The 16,100-nt window shown below is 71.2% G+C and carries 18 protein-coding genes and 1 pseudogene; 14 read left to right on the top strand and 5 right to left on the bottom strand.

Features of this window, described 5'->3' with window-relative positions; all coding sequences use genetic code 11:
- The 11 genes and pseudogenes from ABT367_RS35885 to ABT367_RS35935 form a co-directional block, all read left to right on the top strand.
- Positions 1-284, top strand: a pseudogene (locus ABT367_RS35885) (hypothetical protein); the annotation flags it as partial.
- A gap of 98 nt (positions 285-382) precedes the next feature.
- Positions 383-1,717 carry a segregation and condensation protein A gene (locus ABT367_RS35890; protein ID WP_352257475.1) on the top strand — a complete coding sequence of 445 codons (1,335 nt, stop codon included), beginning with the start codon at positions 383-385 and terminating at the stop codon, positions 1,715-1,717.
- A 77-nt stretch (positions 1,718-1,794) separates the two neighbouring features.
- Positions 1,795-2,361 (top strand): SMC-Scp complex subunit ScpB, encoded by a 567-nt coding sequence (scpB, locus tag ABT367_RS35895; RefSeq protein ID WP_434975612.1) that lies wholly within the window; start codon positions 1,795-1,797, stop codon positions 2,359-2,361.
- Positions 2,361-3,602, top strand: coding sequence for a pseudouridine synthase (locus ABT367_RS35900; protein ID WP_352257477.1), 1,242 nt, complete (start codon positions 2,361-2,363; stop codon positions 3,600-3,602). The genes scpB and ABT367_RS35900 overlap by 1 nt, the downstream gene beginning before the upstream one ends.
- Positions 3,603-3,782: 180 nt before the next feature.
- A complete protein-coding gene (locus ABT367_RS35905) occupies positions 3,783-4,742 on the top strand; it encodes a sigma-70 family RNA polymerase sigma factor (RefSeq protein WP_352257478.1) in 960 nt (319 codons plus the stop codon).
- Positions 4,743-4,835: 93 nt separating this feature from the next.
- Positions 4,836-6,272, top strand: coding sequence for a DHA2 family efflux MFS transporter permease subunit (locus tag ABT367_RS35910; RefSeq protein WP_352257479.1), 1,437 nt, complete (start codon positions 4,836-4,838; stop codon positions 6,270-6,272).
- A gap of 61 nt (positions 6,273-6,333) precedes the next feature.
- Entirely contained in the window at positions 6,334-6,981 is a 648-nt protein-coding gene (gene pnuC, locus ABT367_RS35915) for a nicotinamide riboside transporter PnuC (protein WP_352257480.1), read from the top strand.
- Complete coding sequence (locus tag ABT367_RS35920; protein ID WP_352257481.1) at positions 6,978-8,051, top strand: AAA family ATPase; 1,074 nt, start codon at positions 6,978-6,980, stop codon at positions 8,049-8,051. Before pnuC ends, ABT367_RS35920 begins: the two co-directional genes overlap by 4 nt.
- On the top strand, positions 8,048-8,878 hold the full coding sequence (locus tag ABT367_RS35925; protein WP_352257482.1) for an NUDIX hydrolase: 831 nt from the start codon (positions 8,048-8,050) through the stop codon (positions 8,876-8,878). The genes ABT367_RS35920 and ABT367_RS35925 overlap by 4 nt, the downstream gene beginning before the upstream one ends.
- Positions 8,878-9,927: an ADP-ribosylglycohydrolase family protein gene (locus ABT367_RS35930; protein WP_352257483.1), complete on the top strand. Its 1,050-nt coding sequence runs from the start codon at positions 8,878-8,880 to the stop codon at positions 9,925-9,927. Before ABT367_RS35925 ends, ABT367_RS35930 begins: the two co-directional genes overlap by 1 nt.
- Positions 9,920-10,690, top strand: coding sequence for a nucleotidyltransferase domain-containing protein (locus ABT367_RS35935; RefSeq protein WP_352257484.1), 771 nt, complete (start codon positions 9,920-9,922; stop codon positions 10,688-10,690). The genes ABT367_RS35930 and ABT367_RS35935 overlap by 8 nt, the downstream gene beginning before the upstream one ends.
- 4 nt (positions 10,691-10,694) lie before the next feature.
- Here ABT367_RS35935 and ABT367_RS35940 read toward each other — a convergent pair whose 3' ends face one another.
- From ABT367_RS35940 to ABT367_RS35960, 5 genes are read right to left on the bottom strand one after another with little or no spacing between them, the layout of a single operon-like run.
- Complete coding sequence (locus tag ABT367_RS35940) at positions 10,695-11,246, bottom strand: GNAT family N-acetyltransferase (protein ID WP_434975613.1); 552 nt, start codon at positions 11,244-11,246, stop codon at positions 10,695-10,697.
- 14 nt (positions 11,247-11,260) lie between these two features.
- Positions 11,261-11,953, bottom strand: a complete 693-nt coding sequence (locus ABT367_RS35945; protein ID WP_352257486.1) for a nucleotidyltransferase domain-containing protein — start codon at positions 11,951-11,953, stop codon at positions 11,261-11,263.
- A gap of 9 nt (positions 11,954-11,962) precedes the next feature.
- Entirely contained in the window at positions 11,963-12,418 is a 456-nt protein-coding gene (locus tag ABT367_RS35950) for a Rieske (2Fe-2S) protein (protein WP_352257487.1), read from the bottom strand.
- Between the two features lie 46 nt (positions 12,419-12,464).
- Positions 12,465-13,055 carry a DUF6529 family protein gene (locus ABT367_RS35955; protein ID WP_352257488.1) on the bottom strand — a complete coding sequence of 197 codons (591 nt, stop codon included), beginning with the start codon at positions 13,053-13,055 and terminating at the stop codon, positions 12,465-12,467.
- Positions 13,056-13,102: 47 nt separating this feature from the next.
- On the bottom strand, positions 13,103-13,774 hold the full coding sequence (locus ABT367_RS35960) for a hypothetical protein (RefSeq protein WP_352257489.1): 672 nt from the start codon (positions 13,772-13,774) through the stop codon (positions 13,103-13,105).
- Between the two features lie 205 nt (positions 13,775-13,979).
- Between ABT367_RS35960 and ABT367_RS35965 the strand changes: the two genes are divergently transcribed.
- The 3 genes from ABT367_RS35965 (at position 13,980) to ABT367_RS35975 (ending at position 16,084) form a co-directional block, all read left to right on the top strand.
- The gene (locus tag ABT367_RS35965) at positions 13,980-14,411 is read left to right on the top strand and encodes a YidB family protein (RefSeq protein WP_352257490.1); all 432 of its coding nucleotides are present in this window, start codon (positions 13,980-13,982) and stop codon (positions 14,409-14,411) included.
- Positions 14,412-14,639: 228 nt separating this feature from the next.
- The gene (aroH, locus tag ABT367_RS35970; RefSeq protein WP_352257491.1) at positions 14,640-15,002 is read left to right on the top strand and encodes a chorismate mutase; all 363 of its coding nucleotides are present in this window, start codon (positions 14,640-14,642) and stop codon (positions 15,000-15,002) included.
- Positions 14,999-16,084 carry a prephenate dehydrogenase gene (locus tag ABT367_RS35975; RefSeq protein ID WP_352257492.1) on the top strand — a complete coding sequence of 362 codons (1,086 nt, stop codon included), beginning with the start codon at positions 14,999-15,001 and terminating at the stop codon, positions 16,082-16,084. Before aroH ends, ABT367_RS35975 begins: the two co-directional genes overlap by 4 nt.
- The last annotated feature ends 16 nt before the right edge of the window (positions 16,085-16,100 follow it).

Raw genomic sequence — 16,100 nt, forward strand, 5'->3', positions numbered from 1 at the left:
CGCGGGGCAAGGGTGCGGCCAAGTCGGACACTTCCGCCGCCCGTAAGCGGGCGCGGTCGGCACGGCGGCCGAGCGGGCGTGAGCGGCACGACGAGAAGATCACCGTGTACGTCTCCGCCGAGGAGCTGATGGACCTCGAGCACGCGCGGCTCGTCCTGCGCGGGGAGCACGGGCTCGCGGTGGACCGCGGGCGGATCGTGCGCGAGGCCGTGGCGGTCGTGCTCGCGGACCTGGAGTCCCGGGGCGACGCGAGCATTCTGGTACGGCGGCTGCGCGGGCGGTGAGTTTTCGGAACGGCGTTCGTGGGCGCCGCTCACCGGGGCGGTAGCCTGCGGGGTGCCCTCGCGGGCCGCCCCTGTTTCCAGCCGTACCTTGGACTTCGATGACCGACGACCCTTCTGCTCCGCCGTCTCGCCGTGGCCGCCGCTCGCTGGGGCGGGGGCCTGGTGCGGTGCCCGCGGGCGCTGCGGATGACGTCGGTGTCGAGGCCGAGCCGGTTTCTTCCTCCACCCCGCCCCTTCCCGAAACCGGGGGCACGCCCCCAGGCCCCCGGGTGGGGGAGCAGGAGGCTGACGGCGCCGGGCCGGACGGGGCGAAGGCGCAGGACCACCTCGGCGGGGGCTCCGGCGGTGCTGACGCGGAGCCGACCGGCACTGAGGCCGAGCCCGTTCCGGTGGGCGAGGAGGCGGCGGAGTCAGAAGCCGAGCCGCGCGGTCGCGGCGAAGAGGCGCCCGGTCGCGGTGCTGAGGAACCCGGTCACGGTGCCGGGCCGCCCAGCAGCGGTCACGATGCCGAGCCGCCCAGCAGCGTCACCGATCAGACAGTCGGCGCTGAGCCGGACGTTCTCGGCGCCGGACCCGACGGTGACGCCGAACCCCCCATCGACGACGGCAAGTTCAAGGTGCGGCTTGCCAACTTCGAGGGGCCGTTCGACCTGCTGCTCCAGCTCATCTCCAAGCACAAGCTCGATGTCACCGAGGTCGCGCTGTCCAAGGTGACCGATGAGTTCATGACGTACATCCGCAGGCTCGGCAGCGAGTGGGATCTGGATCAGACGACCGAGTTCCTGGTCGTGGCCGCCACTCTGCTCGACCTCAAGGCCGCGCGGCTGCTGCCCTCCGCCGAGGTCGAGGACGAGGGCGACCTCGCGCTCCTCGAAGCGCGTGACCTGCTGTTCGCTCGGCTGCTCCAGTACCGCGCGTACAAACAGATCGCCGAGATCTTCAGCGGGCGGCTCGACGACGAGGCGCGCAGATACCCCCGTACCGTCGGGCTCGAAGCGCACCACGCGGACCTGCTGCCCGAGGTCGTCATCAGCATCGGGGCCGAGGGCTTCGCCAAGCTCGCCGTGAAGGCGATGCAGCCCAAGCCCAAGCCGCAGGTGTACGTCGAGCACATCCACGCCCCGCTCGTCTCCGTACAGGAGCAGGCCCAGATCGTGGTGGCCCGGCTGCGGGAGTCCGGGTCGGCGAGCTTCCGCGAGCTGATCGCCGACACCGAGGACACCCTGACGGTCGTGGCCCGCTTCCTGTCGCTCCTGGAGCTCTACCGGGAGAAGGCCGTGGCCCTGGACCAGGACGAGGCCCTCGGGGAGCTCATGGTGCGCTGGACCGGGGCGGACGGGGACGAACCCCTGGTCACGGACGAGTTCGACCGGCCCCCCGAGGTACCCGACGACAAGACCGACAGCAAGGCCGGCAGCAAGGAGAAGGTGTGAGCACCACGGACGAAGCCCCCGCCGGACTGCTTGACGTCGCCGGGCTCGAGCTGAAGCCCGCGCTCGAAGCGGTGCTCATGGTCGTCGACGAGCCCGTCACCGAGGAGCACCTCGCCAAGATCCTGGACCGGCCGCGGCGCAAGATCGCCGACGCCCTACGGGAACTGGCCGACGAGTACACCGTGCAGCAGCGCGGCTTCGAGCTGCGCCTGATCGCGGGCGGCTGGCGCTTCTACTCGCGCGCCGAGTACGCCGCGGCCGTCGAGCGCTTCGTGCTCGACGGCCAGCAGGCCCGGCTCACCCAGGCGGCCCTGGAGACCCTTGCCGTGGTCGCGTACCGGCAGCCGGTCAGCCGTTCCCGGGTCTCGGCGGTCCGCGGAGTGAACTGCGACGGCGTGATGCGGACCCTGCTGCAGCGGGGTCTGGTCGAGGAGGCGGGCGCGGAACCCGAAACAGGTGCGATCCTGTACAGGACGACGAACTACTTCCTGGAGCGGATGGGCCTGCGAGGCCTGGACGAGCTCCCGGAACTCGCGCCCTTTCTGCCCGAGGCGGAGGCGATCGAGGCCGACACCTTGGAAGGGGTCCCGTCGTTCGATCCGGATGCACCGGATTCCGAGGAAGACGACAAGACGGAAATTTGATGCGAAGCAACGGCAGGAACAGCGGAAACAACGGCGGGAGCCGTGGTGGCAACAGCGGTGGCCGTAGCAGTGGCGGGACCAGCGGTGGCCGCGGGAACTACCAGGGCGGTAGCGGCGGCGGCCGTTCCCAGGGTGGTGGCGGTCGGCCCCAGGGCGGCGGCAGCGGCCGCCCCCAGGGCGGTGGCAGCGGGCGTCCGGGGAGTGGCGGCAGCGGCCGTCCCCAGGGCGGCGGCAGCAGCGGCACCAACGCCAGCGGGCGTCTGCGCAATCCGCGCCCCGAAGAGCGTCGCTACGACGTGGACCCCGCGGACGGCGGCCCCAGGCGGGGCCGTGGCGACGCGGCGCGCGGTGGCGCCAAGGGCGGCCCGCGTACCTCGCAGGGCAGCGGAGCCCGCGGCGCCAAGCGCAGCGCGCCCGCGACCTCCCGCGAGTACGAGACGCGCCAGGAGGAGCGCAACAGGGAGCGGTACGCCGGCAAGAAGGAAGTGAAGCTCCCCAAGACCTTCCCGGGCGCCGAGCAGGAGGGCGAGCGGCTCCAGAAGGTGCTCGCGCGCGCCGGCTACGGTTCGCGCCGCGCCTGCGAGGAGCTCATCGAGCAGGCACGGGTCGAGGTCAACGGCGAGATCGTGCTCGAGCAGGGCCTGCGCGTGAAGCCCGAGTCCGACGAGATCAAGGTCGACGGTCTGACCGTCGCGACGCAGTCGTACCAGTTCTTCGCGCTCAACAAGCCGGCCGGTGTCGTCTCCACCATGGAGGACCCCGACGGCCGGCAGTGCCTGGGCGACTACGTGACCAACCGCGAGACGCGGCTGTTCCACGTGGGCCGCCTCGACACCGAGACCGAGGGCATCATCCTGCTCACCAACCACGGTGAGCTGGCCCACCGCCTCACGCACCCGCGGTACGGCGTGAAGAAGACGTACCTGGCGGCCATCACCGGCCCGCTGCCCCGCGAGATCGGCAAGATCCTCAAGGACGGCATCCAGCTGGAGGACGGCTACGCGCGCGCCGACCACTTCCGGGTCGTGCAGCAGACCGGCAAGAACTACCTCGTCGAGGTCACGCTGCACGAGGGCCGCAAGCACATCGTGCGCCGGATGCTGGCCGAGGCCGGGTTCCCGGTCGAGAAGCTGGTGCGGACGCACTTCGGTCCGATCGGCCTGGGCGACCAGAAGTCGGGCTGGCTGCGCCGGCTCAGCAACACCGAGGTCGGGATGCTGATGCGCGAGGTCGAGCTGTAGGTCTCCGCGCCTTCGTAGGGCGTCGCTTTCGGAGCCTTCGTAGGGCGTCGCTTTCGTACGGCATCGCCTTCCTAGGGAACCGCCTTCGTACGGCATCGGCCGGATCCGGAACTTTTCCGGGTCCGGCCGATTCCTTTTGCCCGCGCGCCGGGTCTGTATGGGAACGGCGAGGAGACCGGCATGGCGGATCATGACGAGTTCGTACGGCTGGCACAGGCGCACCGGCGGGAGCTGCTCGCGCACTGCTACCGGATGCTCGGCTCGGTGGACGAGGCCGAGGACCTGGTGCAGGAGACGTATCTGCGGGCGTGGCGCTCGTACGACACCTACGAGGCGCGGGCGTCCTTGCGCACCTGGCTGTACCGGATCGCGACCAACGCCTGTCTGACGGCCATGGAGCACCGCACACGGCGGCCTCTGCCGGCCGGGCTCGGTGCGCCCGGCGCCTCGCCCGACGAACCGGTCGGCGCCCCGGCCACGGACATCCCCTGGCTGCAGCCGCTGCCGGATGTGCTGATCGACCCCGCCACCGTGGTCTCCGCGCGGGGCAGTCTGCGTCTGGCCGTGGTGGCGGCGCTGCAGCATCTGCCGCCGCGGCAGCGTGCCGTGCTCATCCTGCGCGAGGTGCTCGCCTGGCGGGCCCATGAGGTGGCCGAGGCACTCGGCACCAGCACGGCCGCCGTCAAGAGCACGCTGCAGCGGGCACGGGCCCGCCTCGACGAGGTGGCACCCGAGGAGGATCTCGTCACCGAGCCGTCCTCGGGCGATGAACGGGCCCTGGTGGACCGCTACATGGCCGCCTTCGAGTTCGCCGATGCCGACGGGCTCGCCCGACTGCTGTGCGACGACGTCGAGTTGGACATGCCGCCCTATCTGGTGTGGTTCCGCGGCCGCAAGCACGTCTTCGGCTTCATGGAGTCCAAGGTGCTCGACGCGTACCCGGCGGCGCGCATCCAGATGGTGCCCGTGGGTGCGAACGGACAGCCCGCCGTGGCCGCGTACGAGCGCGGGCCCGACGGGGTGCGGCGGGCGCACTCCGTACAGCTGATCACGCCGCAGGGGGACAGGATCCGGCGGATCACGGCCTTCCTTGAGCCGGGTCTCTTCGAGCGGTTCGGGCTGCCGCGGGTGCTCGACTGAGAGGCGGACCGACCGGCGGCCGATTCCTTTCCGGGGTGGGCCGGGTCTGCCCTTCGTGAGTGATCCGAGTACTCACGAAAGGTAGGAACGGCCATGGCCGTTACGACGAAGACTCCACCGCGCGATGTGCGCGCCTGGACGGTGGCGCTCGCGGGGATCGGCTCCCTGCTGTGCGCGCTCGACGTGGTGGTGGTCTCCACCGCGCTGCCGACGCTGCAGGCCGATCTGGGGGCGAACCTGTCCGATCTGGAGTGGACCATCAATGCGTACAACCTCGCCCTTGCCTGTCTGATCCTCACCGGGGCGGCGCTCGGTGACCGGTTCGGCCGGCGGCGGATGTTCGCGGCAGGGATCGCCGTGTTCACGGCGGCGTCCGCGGCGGCGGCGCTCTCCGACGGGGTGGGGCAGCTGATCGTGGCCCGGGTGGTGCAGGGCGCGGGCGCCGCCGTGGTCCTGCCGCTCACGCTGACGCTGATCGCCGAGGCGTTCCCGGCCGAGAAGCGGGGTGTGGCGATCGGTCTGTGGGGTGGGATCGGCGGGCTCGGCGTGGCGGCGGGGCCGGTGCTCGGCGGTGCGGTCACCGAGGGGCTGTCCTGGGAGTGGATCTTCTGGATCAATGTGCCTCTTGGCGTGGTGATGATCCCGCTCGCCCTGCTCAAGCTGCGCGAGAGCCGTGGCCCGAGGCCCCAACTCGATCTGACCGGTCAGGTGTTGGTGGCCTCGGGGCTGCTGGGTCTGACCTGGGCGCCGGCCCGGGCGCCCGTGGTGGGCTGGGGGAGTGCGGAGGTCCTGGGGGCACTGGTCTGCGGTGTGGCGCTCCTGGCCGCGTTCCTGCGGTGGGAGGGGCGGGCGCGGTATCCGATGCTGCCGCTGCACTACTTCCGCAACCGTGGCTTCTCCGCCGCGAACGGGGCGGTCTTCCTGCAGTTCGTCTCGCTGCTCGGCTCGCTGTTCCTGATCTCGCAGCTCTTCCAGCTGGGCCTTGGCAACTCCCCGCTCGACGCGGGCCTGCGCATCCTCGTATGGACCGCGACGCCGCTGTTCGTCGCGCCCCTCGCGGGCGCGCTCGGTGACCGGTACGGCAACCGTCCCTTCATGATCGCGGGCATGGCGCTGCAGGCCGTCGGGCTCGGTCTGCTGGCCGCGCTGACGGAACCGGGGGTCGGGTACGGGACGCTCGTCGTGCCGCTGATCGTCGCCGGGGTCGGCATCTCGATGGTCTTCCCGACCGCGGCCAACGCCGTGACCTCCGCCGTGCCCGCGGCCGACGCGGGCGTCGCGGCCGCCGTCAACAACGCGCTGCGGGAGCTCGGCGCGGTCTTCGGTGTCGCCGTCGCCGCGCTGGTGTTCGCGCGCAACGGCAGCTATGCGTCGCCGAGTTCCTTTGTCGACGGGGCCGTGCCAGGGCTGTGGGTGACGGCCGCGGTGGCCGCCGCGGGAGCGGGCGTGGCGCTGTTCGTACCGCGCAAGCGCCCGGACCCGGGCGCATCGGAGGTGGACCGGACCGTACGAGAAGCCGTGGGTGCCTGAAACGCCTTGTGATTCCACGCCCGCCTCCTTTATAGTCGTTCTGACCATAAAGGAGGCGGGCGTGAGTCTCGCGGAGCTACTCGAACCCTTGCAGCAGCCGCTGTTCACGCTGCTCGACACCCCGGTGAGCTGGACCGAGGTCCTCGGCTTCGGCAGCGGGGCGCTCTGCGTCTGGCTGGTGGCGCGCCAGCACATCGCCAACTGGCCGATCGGGATCGCGAACAACCTGTTCTTCATCCTGCTGTTCACGCAGGCCGGCCTGTACGCGGACGCCGGTCTGCAGCTGGTCTTCATCACCCTTGCCGCGTACGGCTGGTGGACCTGGGCCCACGGGGGTGGTCCTGGCTCCTCGGATTCCCTGCCGGTGCGCCGTACGACGCGTACCGAATGGATCTGGCTGGGCGCGGCAGGGGTGGTGAGCACGCTCGCGATCACGCTTCTGCTCGATCACGCGACCGACTCCACGGTCCCGTTCTGGGACGCGCTGACCACGTCCCTGTCGCTGATGGCGACCTATGGGCAGTGCCGCAAGCGGCTCGAATCGTGGTGGCTGTGGATCGCGGCGGACGTGGTCTACATCCCGCTGTACGCGCACAAGGAGCTGTACCTGACCTCGCTCCTGTACGTGGGCTTCATGGCCCTGTGCGTGCTGGGGCTGCGCAACTGGCGCCGCGAACTGGCGGTCAGGGAAGCGGTGGTGGCGGCATGACCGCGCGCTACGGGCATGGTCTGGTGCTCGGCAAGTTCTATCCGCCGCACGCCGGACACCACCATCTCGTGAGGACGGCCGCGGCCCGGTGCGAGCGGCTCACCGTCCTGGTGTGCGCGGCCTCCGTCGAGTCCGTTCCGCTGGAGCAGCGCGTGGCGTGGATGCGGGAGGTGCATCCGGACGTATGGGTGGTCGGAGCCGTCGACGACATCGCGATGGATCTGCACGACCCCGATGTGTGGGCAGCGCACATGGCCGTCTTCCGGGCGGCTGTGCCGGAGCGCCTCGACGCGGTGTTCACCTCGGAGGCGTACGGGGACGAGCTGGCGCGTCGGTTCGGGGCGCGGCATGTGAGTGTCGATGTGTCGAGGTCTCTCCATCCGGTGTCCGGGACCGCCGTGCGCAAGGATCCCGTCGGCAGCTGGGAGTTCCTCGCCGCGCCCGTGCGGGCCGCGCTCACACGCCGGGTCGTCGTGCTCGGGGCCGAGTCCACCGGGACGACGACGATGGCGCGGGCGCTCACCGAGCACTACCGGGCACGAGGCGGTGTCTGGGCCGGGACGCTCTGCGTGGACGAGTACGGGCGGGAGTTCAGCGAGCGGAAGCTGGCGGAGCTGCGGGCCGATCGTCCCGGGGCCGAGTGGGCCGAGGTCGCGTTCGCCTCCGAGGAGTTCCCGGTGATCGCGCGCGAGCAGCGGCGGCGTGAGGACGCGGCCGCCCGGCTCGGCTCGCCCGTGCTCTTCTGCGATACGGACGCCTTTGCGACGACCGTCTGGCACGAGCGGTACACGGGTGGCTCCTACCCCGTCGCGCCCGAGCCCGCCGGGCAGCATCTGTGGCTGCTCACGGACCACGAGGGTGTGGCCTTCGAGGACGACGGGCTGCGTGAGGGGGAGGAGCTGCGGCCGTGGATGACCGAGCGCTTCCGTACCGAACTCATCCGTACCGGCCGGGACTTCCGCTTCCTGACCGGGGCACACGACAAGCGTCTGGCCGAAGCCGTGGCCGCCGTCGACGCGCTGCTCGGTGCCGGCTGGCACTTCACCGATCCGCTCCCGGAGAAGCGATGAACTCACCTGTGCCCGAGGGGGACATGACGGTGCCCGAGGGGATTGCTGCCGTGTCCGACGGGGATGCTGCTGTGTCCGGCCGGACGGCGACCGTGCCCGACCGGACCGCGACCGTGCCCGAGGGGTACGACCCGTATGCCTTCGCGCCCTTCGCCGTGACCGTGGATCTCGCGGTGTTCACGGTCCGCGACGGTGCGTTGCAGGTGCTGCTCGTCGAGCGGGGGCAGGAGCCGTACGCGGGGAGGTGGGCGCTGCCCGGCGGGTTCGTGCTGCCGGCGGAGTCCGCGGAGACGGCCGCGCGGCGTGAACTCGCCGAGGAGACGGGGATCTCGGACCTTTCGGGGCTGCATCTGGAGCAGCTGCGGACCTACAGCGAACCCGATCGCGACCCTCGTATGCGGGTCGTGTCCGTGGCCTTCGCGGCGCTCGGGCCCGATCTGCCGGAGCCGCGGGGCGGCGGGGACGCTGCCCGGGCCGAGTGGCGGCCGTACGGGACCTTCGGGGCGCTGGCCTTCGACCACGACGTGATCCTCGCGGACGCGCACGAACGGATCGGTGCCAAGCTCGAGTACAGCTGTCTCGCCACGTCCTTCCTGCCGCCCGAGTTCACGCTCGGCGAGCTGCAGCAGGTCTACGAGACCGTCTGGGGCACGGCCCTCGACCGGCCCAACTTCCGGCGCAAGGTCCTCGCGACCCCCAAGTTCGTCGAGCCCGTGCCCGGGGGCGCGCGGCTGACCGGCGGACGCGGCAAACCCGCGGCGCTGTACCGGGCGGGCACCGCCGGCGCCCTGCATCCTCCACTTCTGCGACCGGAAGGACGACTCTGATGACCTCGCCGACGAACACACCCAGGAACTCCACGATGAACGGGCACACCAAGCAGGCCGCGACGGGCTCCTTGATCGGGCTCGCGCTCGGGGACGCGCTCGGCTTTCCGACCGAGTTCAAGAACGTGCCGGCGATCCTCGCCTCGTACGGTCCGTGGCGCGAACTGGCCCTGCCGAAGCCCGCGATCGTCACCGACGACACACAGATGACGCTCGCGCTCGGACGCGGGCTGCGGGCGGCCATGGACCGCGGGCTGCTCGGGCCCAAGCGGATGGAGCACGCGGTACGGCCGGAGTTCGTGGAGTGGTACCACTCGCCCGAGAACAACCGCGCGCCGGGCCGTACCTGCATGGTCGCCTGCCGGCAGCTGGACAGCGACCGGCCCTGGCAGCAGGCCAGCCAGATCGGCTCGAAGGGCTGCGGCGCGAACATGCGGGTCGCGCCGATCGGCCTCGTGCCCGGCCTGAGCGAGGAACAGCGCGCGGGGGCCGCCCAGTTGCAGTCCGCGCTCACACACGGGCATCCGACGGCGCTCGCCGCTTCGGACCTCACGGCGCGCGCGGTGTACCTGCTCGCTCAGGGGGCGGACCCCATGGCCCTGGTCGGGCTGCTGCGGTCGTACGCCCTGGAGAACCGCGCCACGTACCACGAGCGGTGGCTCGGTGATCTGTGGACGTATGCGCAGGATCCGACGCCGGAGCATTTCATCGCGCGCGGCTGGGACGAGTGCCTGGGGATCCTGGCCCGCCTCGACGCCGCGTTGCGCTCGGCCAACGCGGAGACCGATCCGTGTCTGGCCACGGGGGAGGGCTGGATCGCGGAAGAGGCCTTCGCCACCGGTCTTTTGTGCTTCCTGATGTTCCCGTCGGACCCGGTCACGGCGCTGCGGCGGGCGGCGGGGTCGTCCGGCGACTCGGACTCGCTCGCGTGCCTCGCGGGGGCGTTCGCGGGGGCCCACCTGGGGGCGTCCTGCTGGCCCGCGGAGTGGGCGGACCGCATCGAGTACCACGGCGAACTGGTCGCGCTCGGGGCGTTGTGGGATGCGTGAGCTTGCGGGTTCCGGGGTGCCTCCGGTCGACCTCGGACCCGTGATCGCGGAGCAGCCCTACCCGCTGCTCTTCGCAACCGTCTCCGGCGCGCACCTCTACGGCTTCCCGTCCCAGGACTCCGACGTCGACCTGCGCGGTGTCCATCTGCTGCCCGCCGAGGCGCTGCTCGGGCTGCGCGAGCCGGAGGAGACGCGGTCGCGGATGTGGGTGCGGGACGGGGTCGAGATGGATCTCGTCACGCACGATCTGCGCAAGTTCGTACGGCTGATGCTGCGGCGCAACGGATACGTACTGGAGCAGCTGCTGTCCCCACTCGTCGTGCATACGAGCCCGGCACATGCCGAACTGGCCGCCCTCGCGCCGGCGGTGCTCACCAGCAACCACGCCCACCACTACCGCGGGTTCGCGAACACCCAGGCGCGGCTCTTCGACAAGACCGGTGAGCTGAAGCCGCTCCTGTACGCCTTCCGTGTGCTGCTCACCGGCGTGCACCTGATGAGGTCGGGGCAGGTCGTCGCCGATCTGCCGACCCTGATCGCGTCGCTGGACGCGCCCGGGTACCTTCCGGATCTGATCGGGGCGAAGGCCTCGGCCGAGCATGGGGCGGCGGACGTGGATCGGGTGCGTGTGGCGGCCGATCTGGAGGCGCTGCACGTGGTGCTGGATGCGGCGCAGGACGCCTCCGCTCTGCCGGCCGAGCCCGACCCGTCGGCGTACGACGCACTGCATGACTTCGTCATACGGGTGCGGCTGGGGAAGTGAGGCCTCAGGCCTCCCAGATCCGGGCGTGCAGATGCATGTCGTGGCGGCCGTCGTCGTGGGCGGCGGCGCTGCGTTTGGTGCCCTCCAGGTCGTAGCCGGACTTGGTCGCGACTCGGCAGGAGGCGTGATTGTGCGTCGAGTGGTCCAGGGTGAGGCGGTGGAAGCCGGCCTCTTCCATGGCCCAGACGGTCAGGGCCCGGACGGCACGCGTCGCCACACCCCTGCCGCGGGCGGCCGGAACCACCCAGTACGCGACGTCGGCGAGGCCGTCGTCGAAATCCCAGCCGCGCAGGGCGATCCGGCCGAGGACCTCGTCGGCGACCCCCGCGACCGCCCAGTGCCCGCCCCGCTCCGTCTCCCAGTCCCTGCGGTAGGTGTCGAACCACTTCAGGGCGTCGGCCTCGCAGGATGGACGGCGTGTATGCCAGCGGCGAATGGTCTCGTCCTGGTAGGCGGCGAGGAAGGCCGGGGCGTCGCCTGCTTGCCAAGGGCGGAGCAGCAAGTCACCGCAAGGAAGCGTGGGTTGGGGGCGGGCCGCGAGCGAGCCGGGGGCTATGACGGGCGTGGGAGTCACAGGCCCGCCGAACGGCGCCGTACGCGGAACAGGAAGTCCTCGACCGCCGCCGTGTCCGGCTCGGCGGGGAGCGGGGACTTGGACGCTGCGGCGGAAGCCTCGTCCGCGAGCGTGTTCATACGGTGTTCCACCTCCGGCCAGGGGACCTCACCGCGCTTCACGGCGAGCAGGTCCTCGCGGGCGTCGCCCACGTCGATGACCAGCTCGCCCGAGCGCAGCAGGTCGCGGCAGGACATCAGGAGGCGGAGCAGGTGCATCGCGTGCTTCCAGCGCGGAGCGCCGTGCGTGCGGATGTCCGCGTCCAGCTTCTTGCGCTGGCCGAGCGCATAGCGGGCGAAGGTGTCGTGGGCGCGCAGGGACAGGAACGCGCCGCGCAGGGCGAGGAGTTCGCGGCCCGTGTCGTCGGTGCGCTCGACCAGCGGGGAGTGCAGGCACTCCAGGATGTTGGGGTTGGCGCGCAGGGCCAGTTCGCAGAAGCGCTCCAGCTCCCATGAGAACTGCTCCGGTGCGGGGCCCTCGATATGCGTCGGGGGTTTCGAGAAACGCCAGAACGACGGGGTCGGAGCCAGGAAGACACCCCGGCGATCCGTGTCGCTCGCCTCCGTCGCCAGGCCGAAGGCGCGCGAGCCCATCACACAGGAGTAGATCGTGTGGTCGCGGATCAGGGCCGCGTGGTCCTCGGGGAGCATGGCGCGAGGTTACGCCAGAGTGATCGCGTCCCCCTCGACATTTATCTGCCGGGGCGCCAGCGGTCTCGGTGCCGGACCGCCCTGTACCGAGGCGTCGTCGAGGGCGTACTTGCTGCCGTGGCACGTGCAGTTGATGGTGCCGCCCTCGACGTTCGCGACGATGCAGCCCGAGTGCGTGCAGACGGCGGAGAAGGCCTTGAAGTCCCCGGCGGCGGGCTGTGTCACGACGACCTTCTCCGCTTCGAAGACCTTGCCGCCGCCGACCTCGATGTCCGAGGTCTTCGCCAACTCCGGGGCCCCGGGCTGCTTTTCGCCGCCGGACGCGTCCGGACTGCTCGGCTGCTTGCCGTCCGTCCCGGCCGGCGGCGCGGGCTCCGGCCGCTCCTCCCCGTACTTCTCGCACCCCGCGACGACCGGAAGCGCGAGCGCGCCCGCGGCGAGGACGGTGCGTCGCCGTGTCGTCATGTCGCCACCTCGATGCGGTACGTCATGACGTCACTGATTCCGTACGTCATGTCGTCACCCCGAACGTCCGGAAGAACCACAGCGCGGATGTCACCCACACCACCGCGAGCCCCGCGAACACCGCCCCGCCGACCAGCGGAAGGAGCCAGCCCGGCAGCCTTTCATGGCGCAGGAGCAGCATCTTCGTGGTGAACGCGCCGAAGAAGAAGCAGCCGAGAAGCGAGTGCCACATGACGCGGGTGTCGAAGGTCTGGTAGCCGAGTGCGTACAGGCAGTGCACCGCCACGGGGACGGCGAGCAGGAAGGCGATACGTCCCGACCAGCGGTGCGTCCCCGCCATCCAGGGCTTGGCGCCGACGCCCGGCAGCCGCCCGTACATCGCGAGGGCGGTCAGGAACTGGACCACCGCGAAGGCGAACGCCCCCGTCCCCAGCCAGGACTTGACCGCCCCGGTGCTGCTGAAGCCCGCCAGGTTGAACGAGGTGCCGGCCGGGTCGTGGGTCTTCCCGTACACCCCGAGGCCCACCGCGACCAGGCCGGCCGCGAATACCGGGATCAGATAGCGGGCCGGGTGCGGGCGCCCGTGCGCCGGAGGGGAGGGGAAGTCCTGCGTGACGGCGTTCGGGTCGACGCTCATGCCCGGTTCCTGCCTCTCGTACGGAGGGCTGCTCGTAGGGGCGAAGATCAGGGGGTGACCGGCTCGGCGGTGAGGTCCTCACCCGTCACCGAGCCCGAGGCCGGGTCGATCTCCGGGGCCGGCTCGCGAGCGCCGTCGCGGGTCAGGATGCCGACCTGGGCGCCGTTCTGGAGCACGATCCAGCCGCCGTCGAGGCGGGCGCCGCGTACCGTCTGCGTCGCGCGGTAGAGGCCCGAGGGCTTCTTCGCCCGGTCGGCGGAGAAGGTGAAGGTCTGTTTGTCGACGTTCGCCGTGCCGGTCAGTTTGTCTCCCTTGGGCGAGGCCTCGAGCCGCGCGCCGTTCTTGCCGGTCAGCTTCATCGAGCCGTCGGCGGCGACATCGCCCTTCAGCCAGGACTCACGGTCGCGCCCGTCGCAGAAGTACGCGATCGCCTTCCCGTCCCGCACGGTCACCGCGATCGCCGATGAGTCGTCGTCGGTACGGCCCGCGTAGTCGGCGTCGGGAGCCTGCGTCTTCGACGGTGCGGGCGTGGGTGCCTCGCTCGTCGGTGAGGCGCTGGCGCTCGGGCTCGACGTCGGGCTCGCGGTCGGGCTCGCCGACGGCGAGACCTTGTCGCCGGCGGGTGCGGTCTTCGTGCCCGTCGTCGCGTTGAGCGTCAGCAGCAGCAAGGCGAGCAGCAGCCCGCCGAGAAGGGTGAAGAGGGGTCCGGAACGTGTCATACGAGCCTCCCCCGAGGCGCAAAAGGCTGAGCCCACCCATGCAAGCGGACTCGGCCCGCCACCGTCCATAGGTACGCATGGCCCGGTTTGCGCCAAGTGGCAGGAGTGCGGGGATCGGGTGACATTTGACCTGTCAACGCTAGGTGGGGGGCTGCCTGCGGTACGGCCGCCGGAGCCCCGGCCACACCTCTGGAAGGGCGAGACCATGGCGGGTAACAGCGGACCGGACCTCGGCAGCCTCCTCGGCGGCCTGTTGGGCGGCGGACAAGGCGGCTCCAGCGGAGGCGGCGGGAACATCCTCGCCCAGCTGCTGCAGTCCTTCCTGGGCGGCAGTGGCTCCGGCGGTGGCGGGAACAACCCGCTGTCCGGACTGCTCGAAGGCCTCAACAAGGCGGGCCTGTCCGAACAGGCCGACTCGTGGGTCGGTACCGGCGACAACAAGCCCGTGACCGGCGAGCAGGTGCAGCAGGCGCTGCCGTCGGACACACTGCACGAGGTCGCGGAGAAGAACGGCATCACCGAGGAGCAGGCGGCCAACGAGATCGCCGCACAGCTGCCGCAGGCCGTCGACAAGCTGACGCCGCAGGGACAGGTGCCGAGCTCGCTCGACGAGCTCATGAAGCAGCAGAACCTGTAGGCAGGTACGGAGCAGAACCTGTAGGCAGGTACGGAGCAGAACCTGTAGGCAGGTACGGAGCAGAACCTGTAGCAGGTACGGAGCTGAGGGCCCCGACCACCCTCTCCGCACGCGGCGCCCGTCTCGTCAGACGGGCGCCGCGCGCTGTCCGCGTCCGCGCTGACTACGCTGTTCGGAGCAGTTCAGGAGCAGTTCGCAAGCGGGTTGGCGCAGACAAGGAGCAGCACGGTGGCGGTACGAGCGGTCCGGGGCGCGGTCCAACTCGAGCGGGACGAGGCCGCGCACATGGACGAGCAGGTCGGTGCGCTGCTGACCGAGGTGCTCGACCGCAACGGTCTGACCGCGGACGACCTGATCAGTGTCTGGTTCACGGCGACGCCCGATCTGCACAGCGACTTCCCGGCGGCCGCCGCCCGCAAGCTCGGCATCACCGACGTCCCGCTGATCTGCGCCCAGGAGCTGGACATCGCCGGCGCCATGCCCCGTGTCGTACGGGTCCTCGCGCACATCGAGTCCGACAAGCCGCGCTCCGAGATCGCCCATGTCTACCTCGGCACCGCCGCCGCTCTGCGCAAGGACATCGCCCAGTGAGAACTGCCCTCGTCATCGGCACCGGACTGATCGGTACCTCCGCCGCGCTCACCCTGCAGAGCCGCGGCGTCACCGTCCACCTCGCCGACCACGATCCCGAGCAGGCGCGGATGGCCGCGGCCCTCGGCGCCGGCACCGACGAGCCGCCGATCGGACCGGTGGATCTCGCGATCGTCGCCGTACCGCCGGCGCATGTGGCCGCCACCCTGGCCGACGCCATGCGGCGCGGTGTGGCCCGCGCGTATCTGGACGTCGCCAGCGTGAAGGCCGGGCCGCGGCGCGAGCTGGAGGAACTGGGCCTCGACCTCTCCTCGTACATCGGTACGCATCCGATGTCCGGCAAGGAGCGCTCCGGGCCCCTCGCGGCCACCGCGGACCTCTTCGAGGGCCGGCCCTGGGTGCTCACGCCGACCCGTGAGACCGACACGGAGGTCCTGAACCTCGCCCTCGAGCTGGTCGCGCTCTGCCGCGCGGTCCCCGTCGTCATGGACGCGGACGCCCACGACCGCGCGGTGGCGCTGGTCTCCCACATGCCGCACCTGGTGTCCAGCATGGTCGCGGCCCGCCTGGAGAACGCCGAGGAGACGGCCGTACGCCTCTGCGGCCAGGGCATCCGCGATGTCACACGGATCGCCGCATCGGATCCGCGGATGTGGATCGACATCCTGTCCGCGAACCCGGGGCCGGTCGCCGATCTGCTCTCGGCGGTGGCCGCCGACCTCGACGAGACGGTGAGCGCGCTGCGGTCCCTGCAGTCCTCCGACGAGGCCAAGCGGCAGGACGGCGCCACCGGCATCGAGACCGTGCTGCGGCGCGGCAACGCCGGGCAGGTACGGGTGCCCGGCAAGCACGGCTCGGCCCCGACGGCGTACGAGACCGTCGCCGTACTGATCTCCGACCAGCCGGGCCAGCTCGCGCGGATCTTCGCCGACGCCGGCATGGCGGGCGTGAACATCGAGGACGTCCGCATCGAGCACGCCACGGGCCAGCAGGCCGGTGTCGTCCAGCTCCTCGTCGACCCGAAGGTGGCACCGGCCCTGGCCGGGGCGCTGCGGGAGCGGGGCTGGGCGCTGCGGCAGTAGGCGGCCGGGTGCCCGC

The organism is Streptomyces mesophilus, assembly GCF_040300965.1.
Taxonomy (GTDB): Bacteria; Actinomycetota; Actinomycetes; order Streptomycetales; family Streptomycetaceae; genus Streptomyces; species Streptomyces mesophilus_A.

Excerpts from the sequence above, each read along its gene's own strand:
- ABT367_RS35960 (WP_352257489.1), bottom strand. The coding sequence starts at position 13,774 with ATGACACGTTCCGGACCCCTCTTCACCCTTCTCGGCGGGCTGCTGCTC.
- ABT367_RS35935 (WP_352257484.1), top strand. The coding sequence starts at position 9,920 with ATGCGTGAGCTTGCGGGTTCCGGGGTGCCTCCGGTCGACCTCGGACCC.
- ABT367_RS35955 (WP_352257488.1), bottom strand. The coding sequence starts at position 13,055 with ATGAGCGTCGACCCGAACGCCGTCACGCAGGACTTCCCCTCCCCTCCG.
- ABT367_RS35930 (WP_352257483.1), top strand. The coding sequence starts at position 8,878 with ATGACCTCGCCGACGAACACACCCAGGAACTCCACGATGAACGGGCAC.
- ABT367_RS35965 (WP_352257490.1), top strand. The coding sequence starts at position 13,980 with ATGGCGGGTAACAGCGGACCGGACCTCGGCAGCCTCCTCGGCGGCCTG.
- ABT367_RS35920 (WP_352257481.1), top strand. The coding sequence starts at position 6,978 with ATGACCGCGCGCTACGGGCATGGTCTGGTGCTCGGCAAGTTCTATCCG.
- ABT367_RS35950 (WP_352257487.1), bottom strand. The coding sequence starts at position 12,418 with ATGACGACACGGCGACGCACCGTCCTCGCCGCGGGCGCGCTCGCGCTT.
- ABT367_RS35925 (WP_352257482.1), top strand. The coding sequence starts at position 8,048 with ATGAACTCACCTGTGCCCGAGGGGGACATGACGGTGCCCGAGGGGATT.
- ABT367_RS35890 (WP_352257475.1), top strand. The coding sequence starts at position 383 with ATGACCGACGACCCTTCTGCTCCGCCGTCTCGCCGTGGCCGCCGCTCG.
- ABT367_RS35900 (WP_352257477.1), top strand. The coding sequence starts at position 2,361 with ATGCGAAGCAACGGCAGGAACAGCGGAAACAACGGCGGGAGCCGTGGT.
- scpB (WP_434975612.1), top strand. The coding sequence starts at position 1,795 with ATGGTCGTCGACGAGCCCGTCACCGAGGAGCACCTCGCCAAGATCCTG.
- ABT367_RS35905 (WP_352257478.1), top strand. The coding sequence starts at position 3,783 with ATGGCGGATCATGACGAGTTCGTACGGCTGGCACAGGCGCACCGGCGG.
- ABT367_RS35910 (WP_352257479.1), top strand. The coding sequence starts at position 4,836 with ATGGCCGTTACGACGAAGACTCCACCGCGCGATGTGCGCGCCTGGACG.
- ABT367_RS35945 (WP_352257486.1), bottom strand. The coding sequence starts at position 11,953 with ATGCTCCCCGAGGACCACGCGGCCCTGATCCGCGACCACACGATCTAC.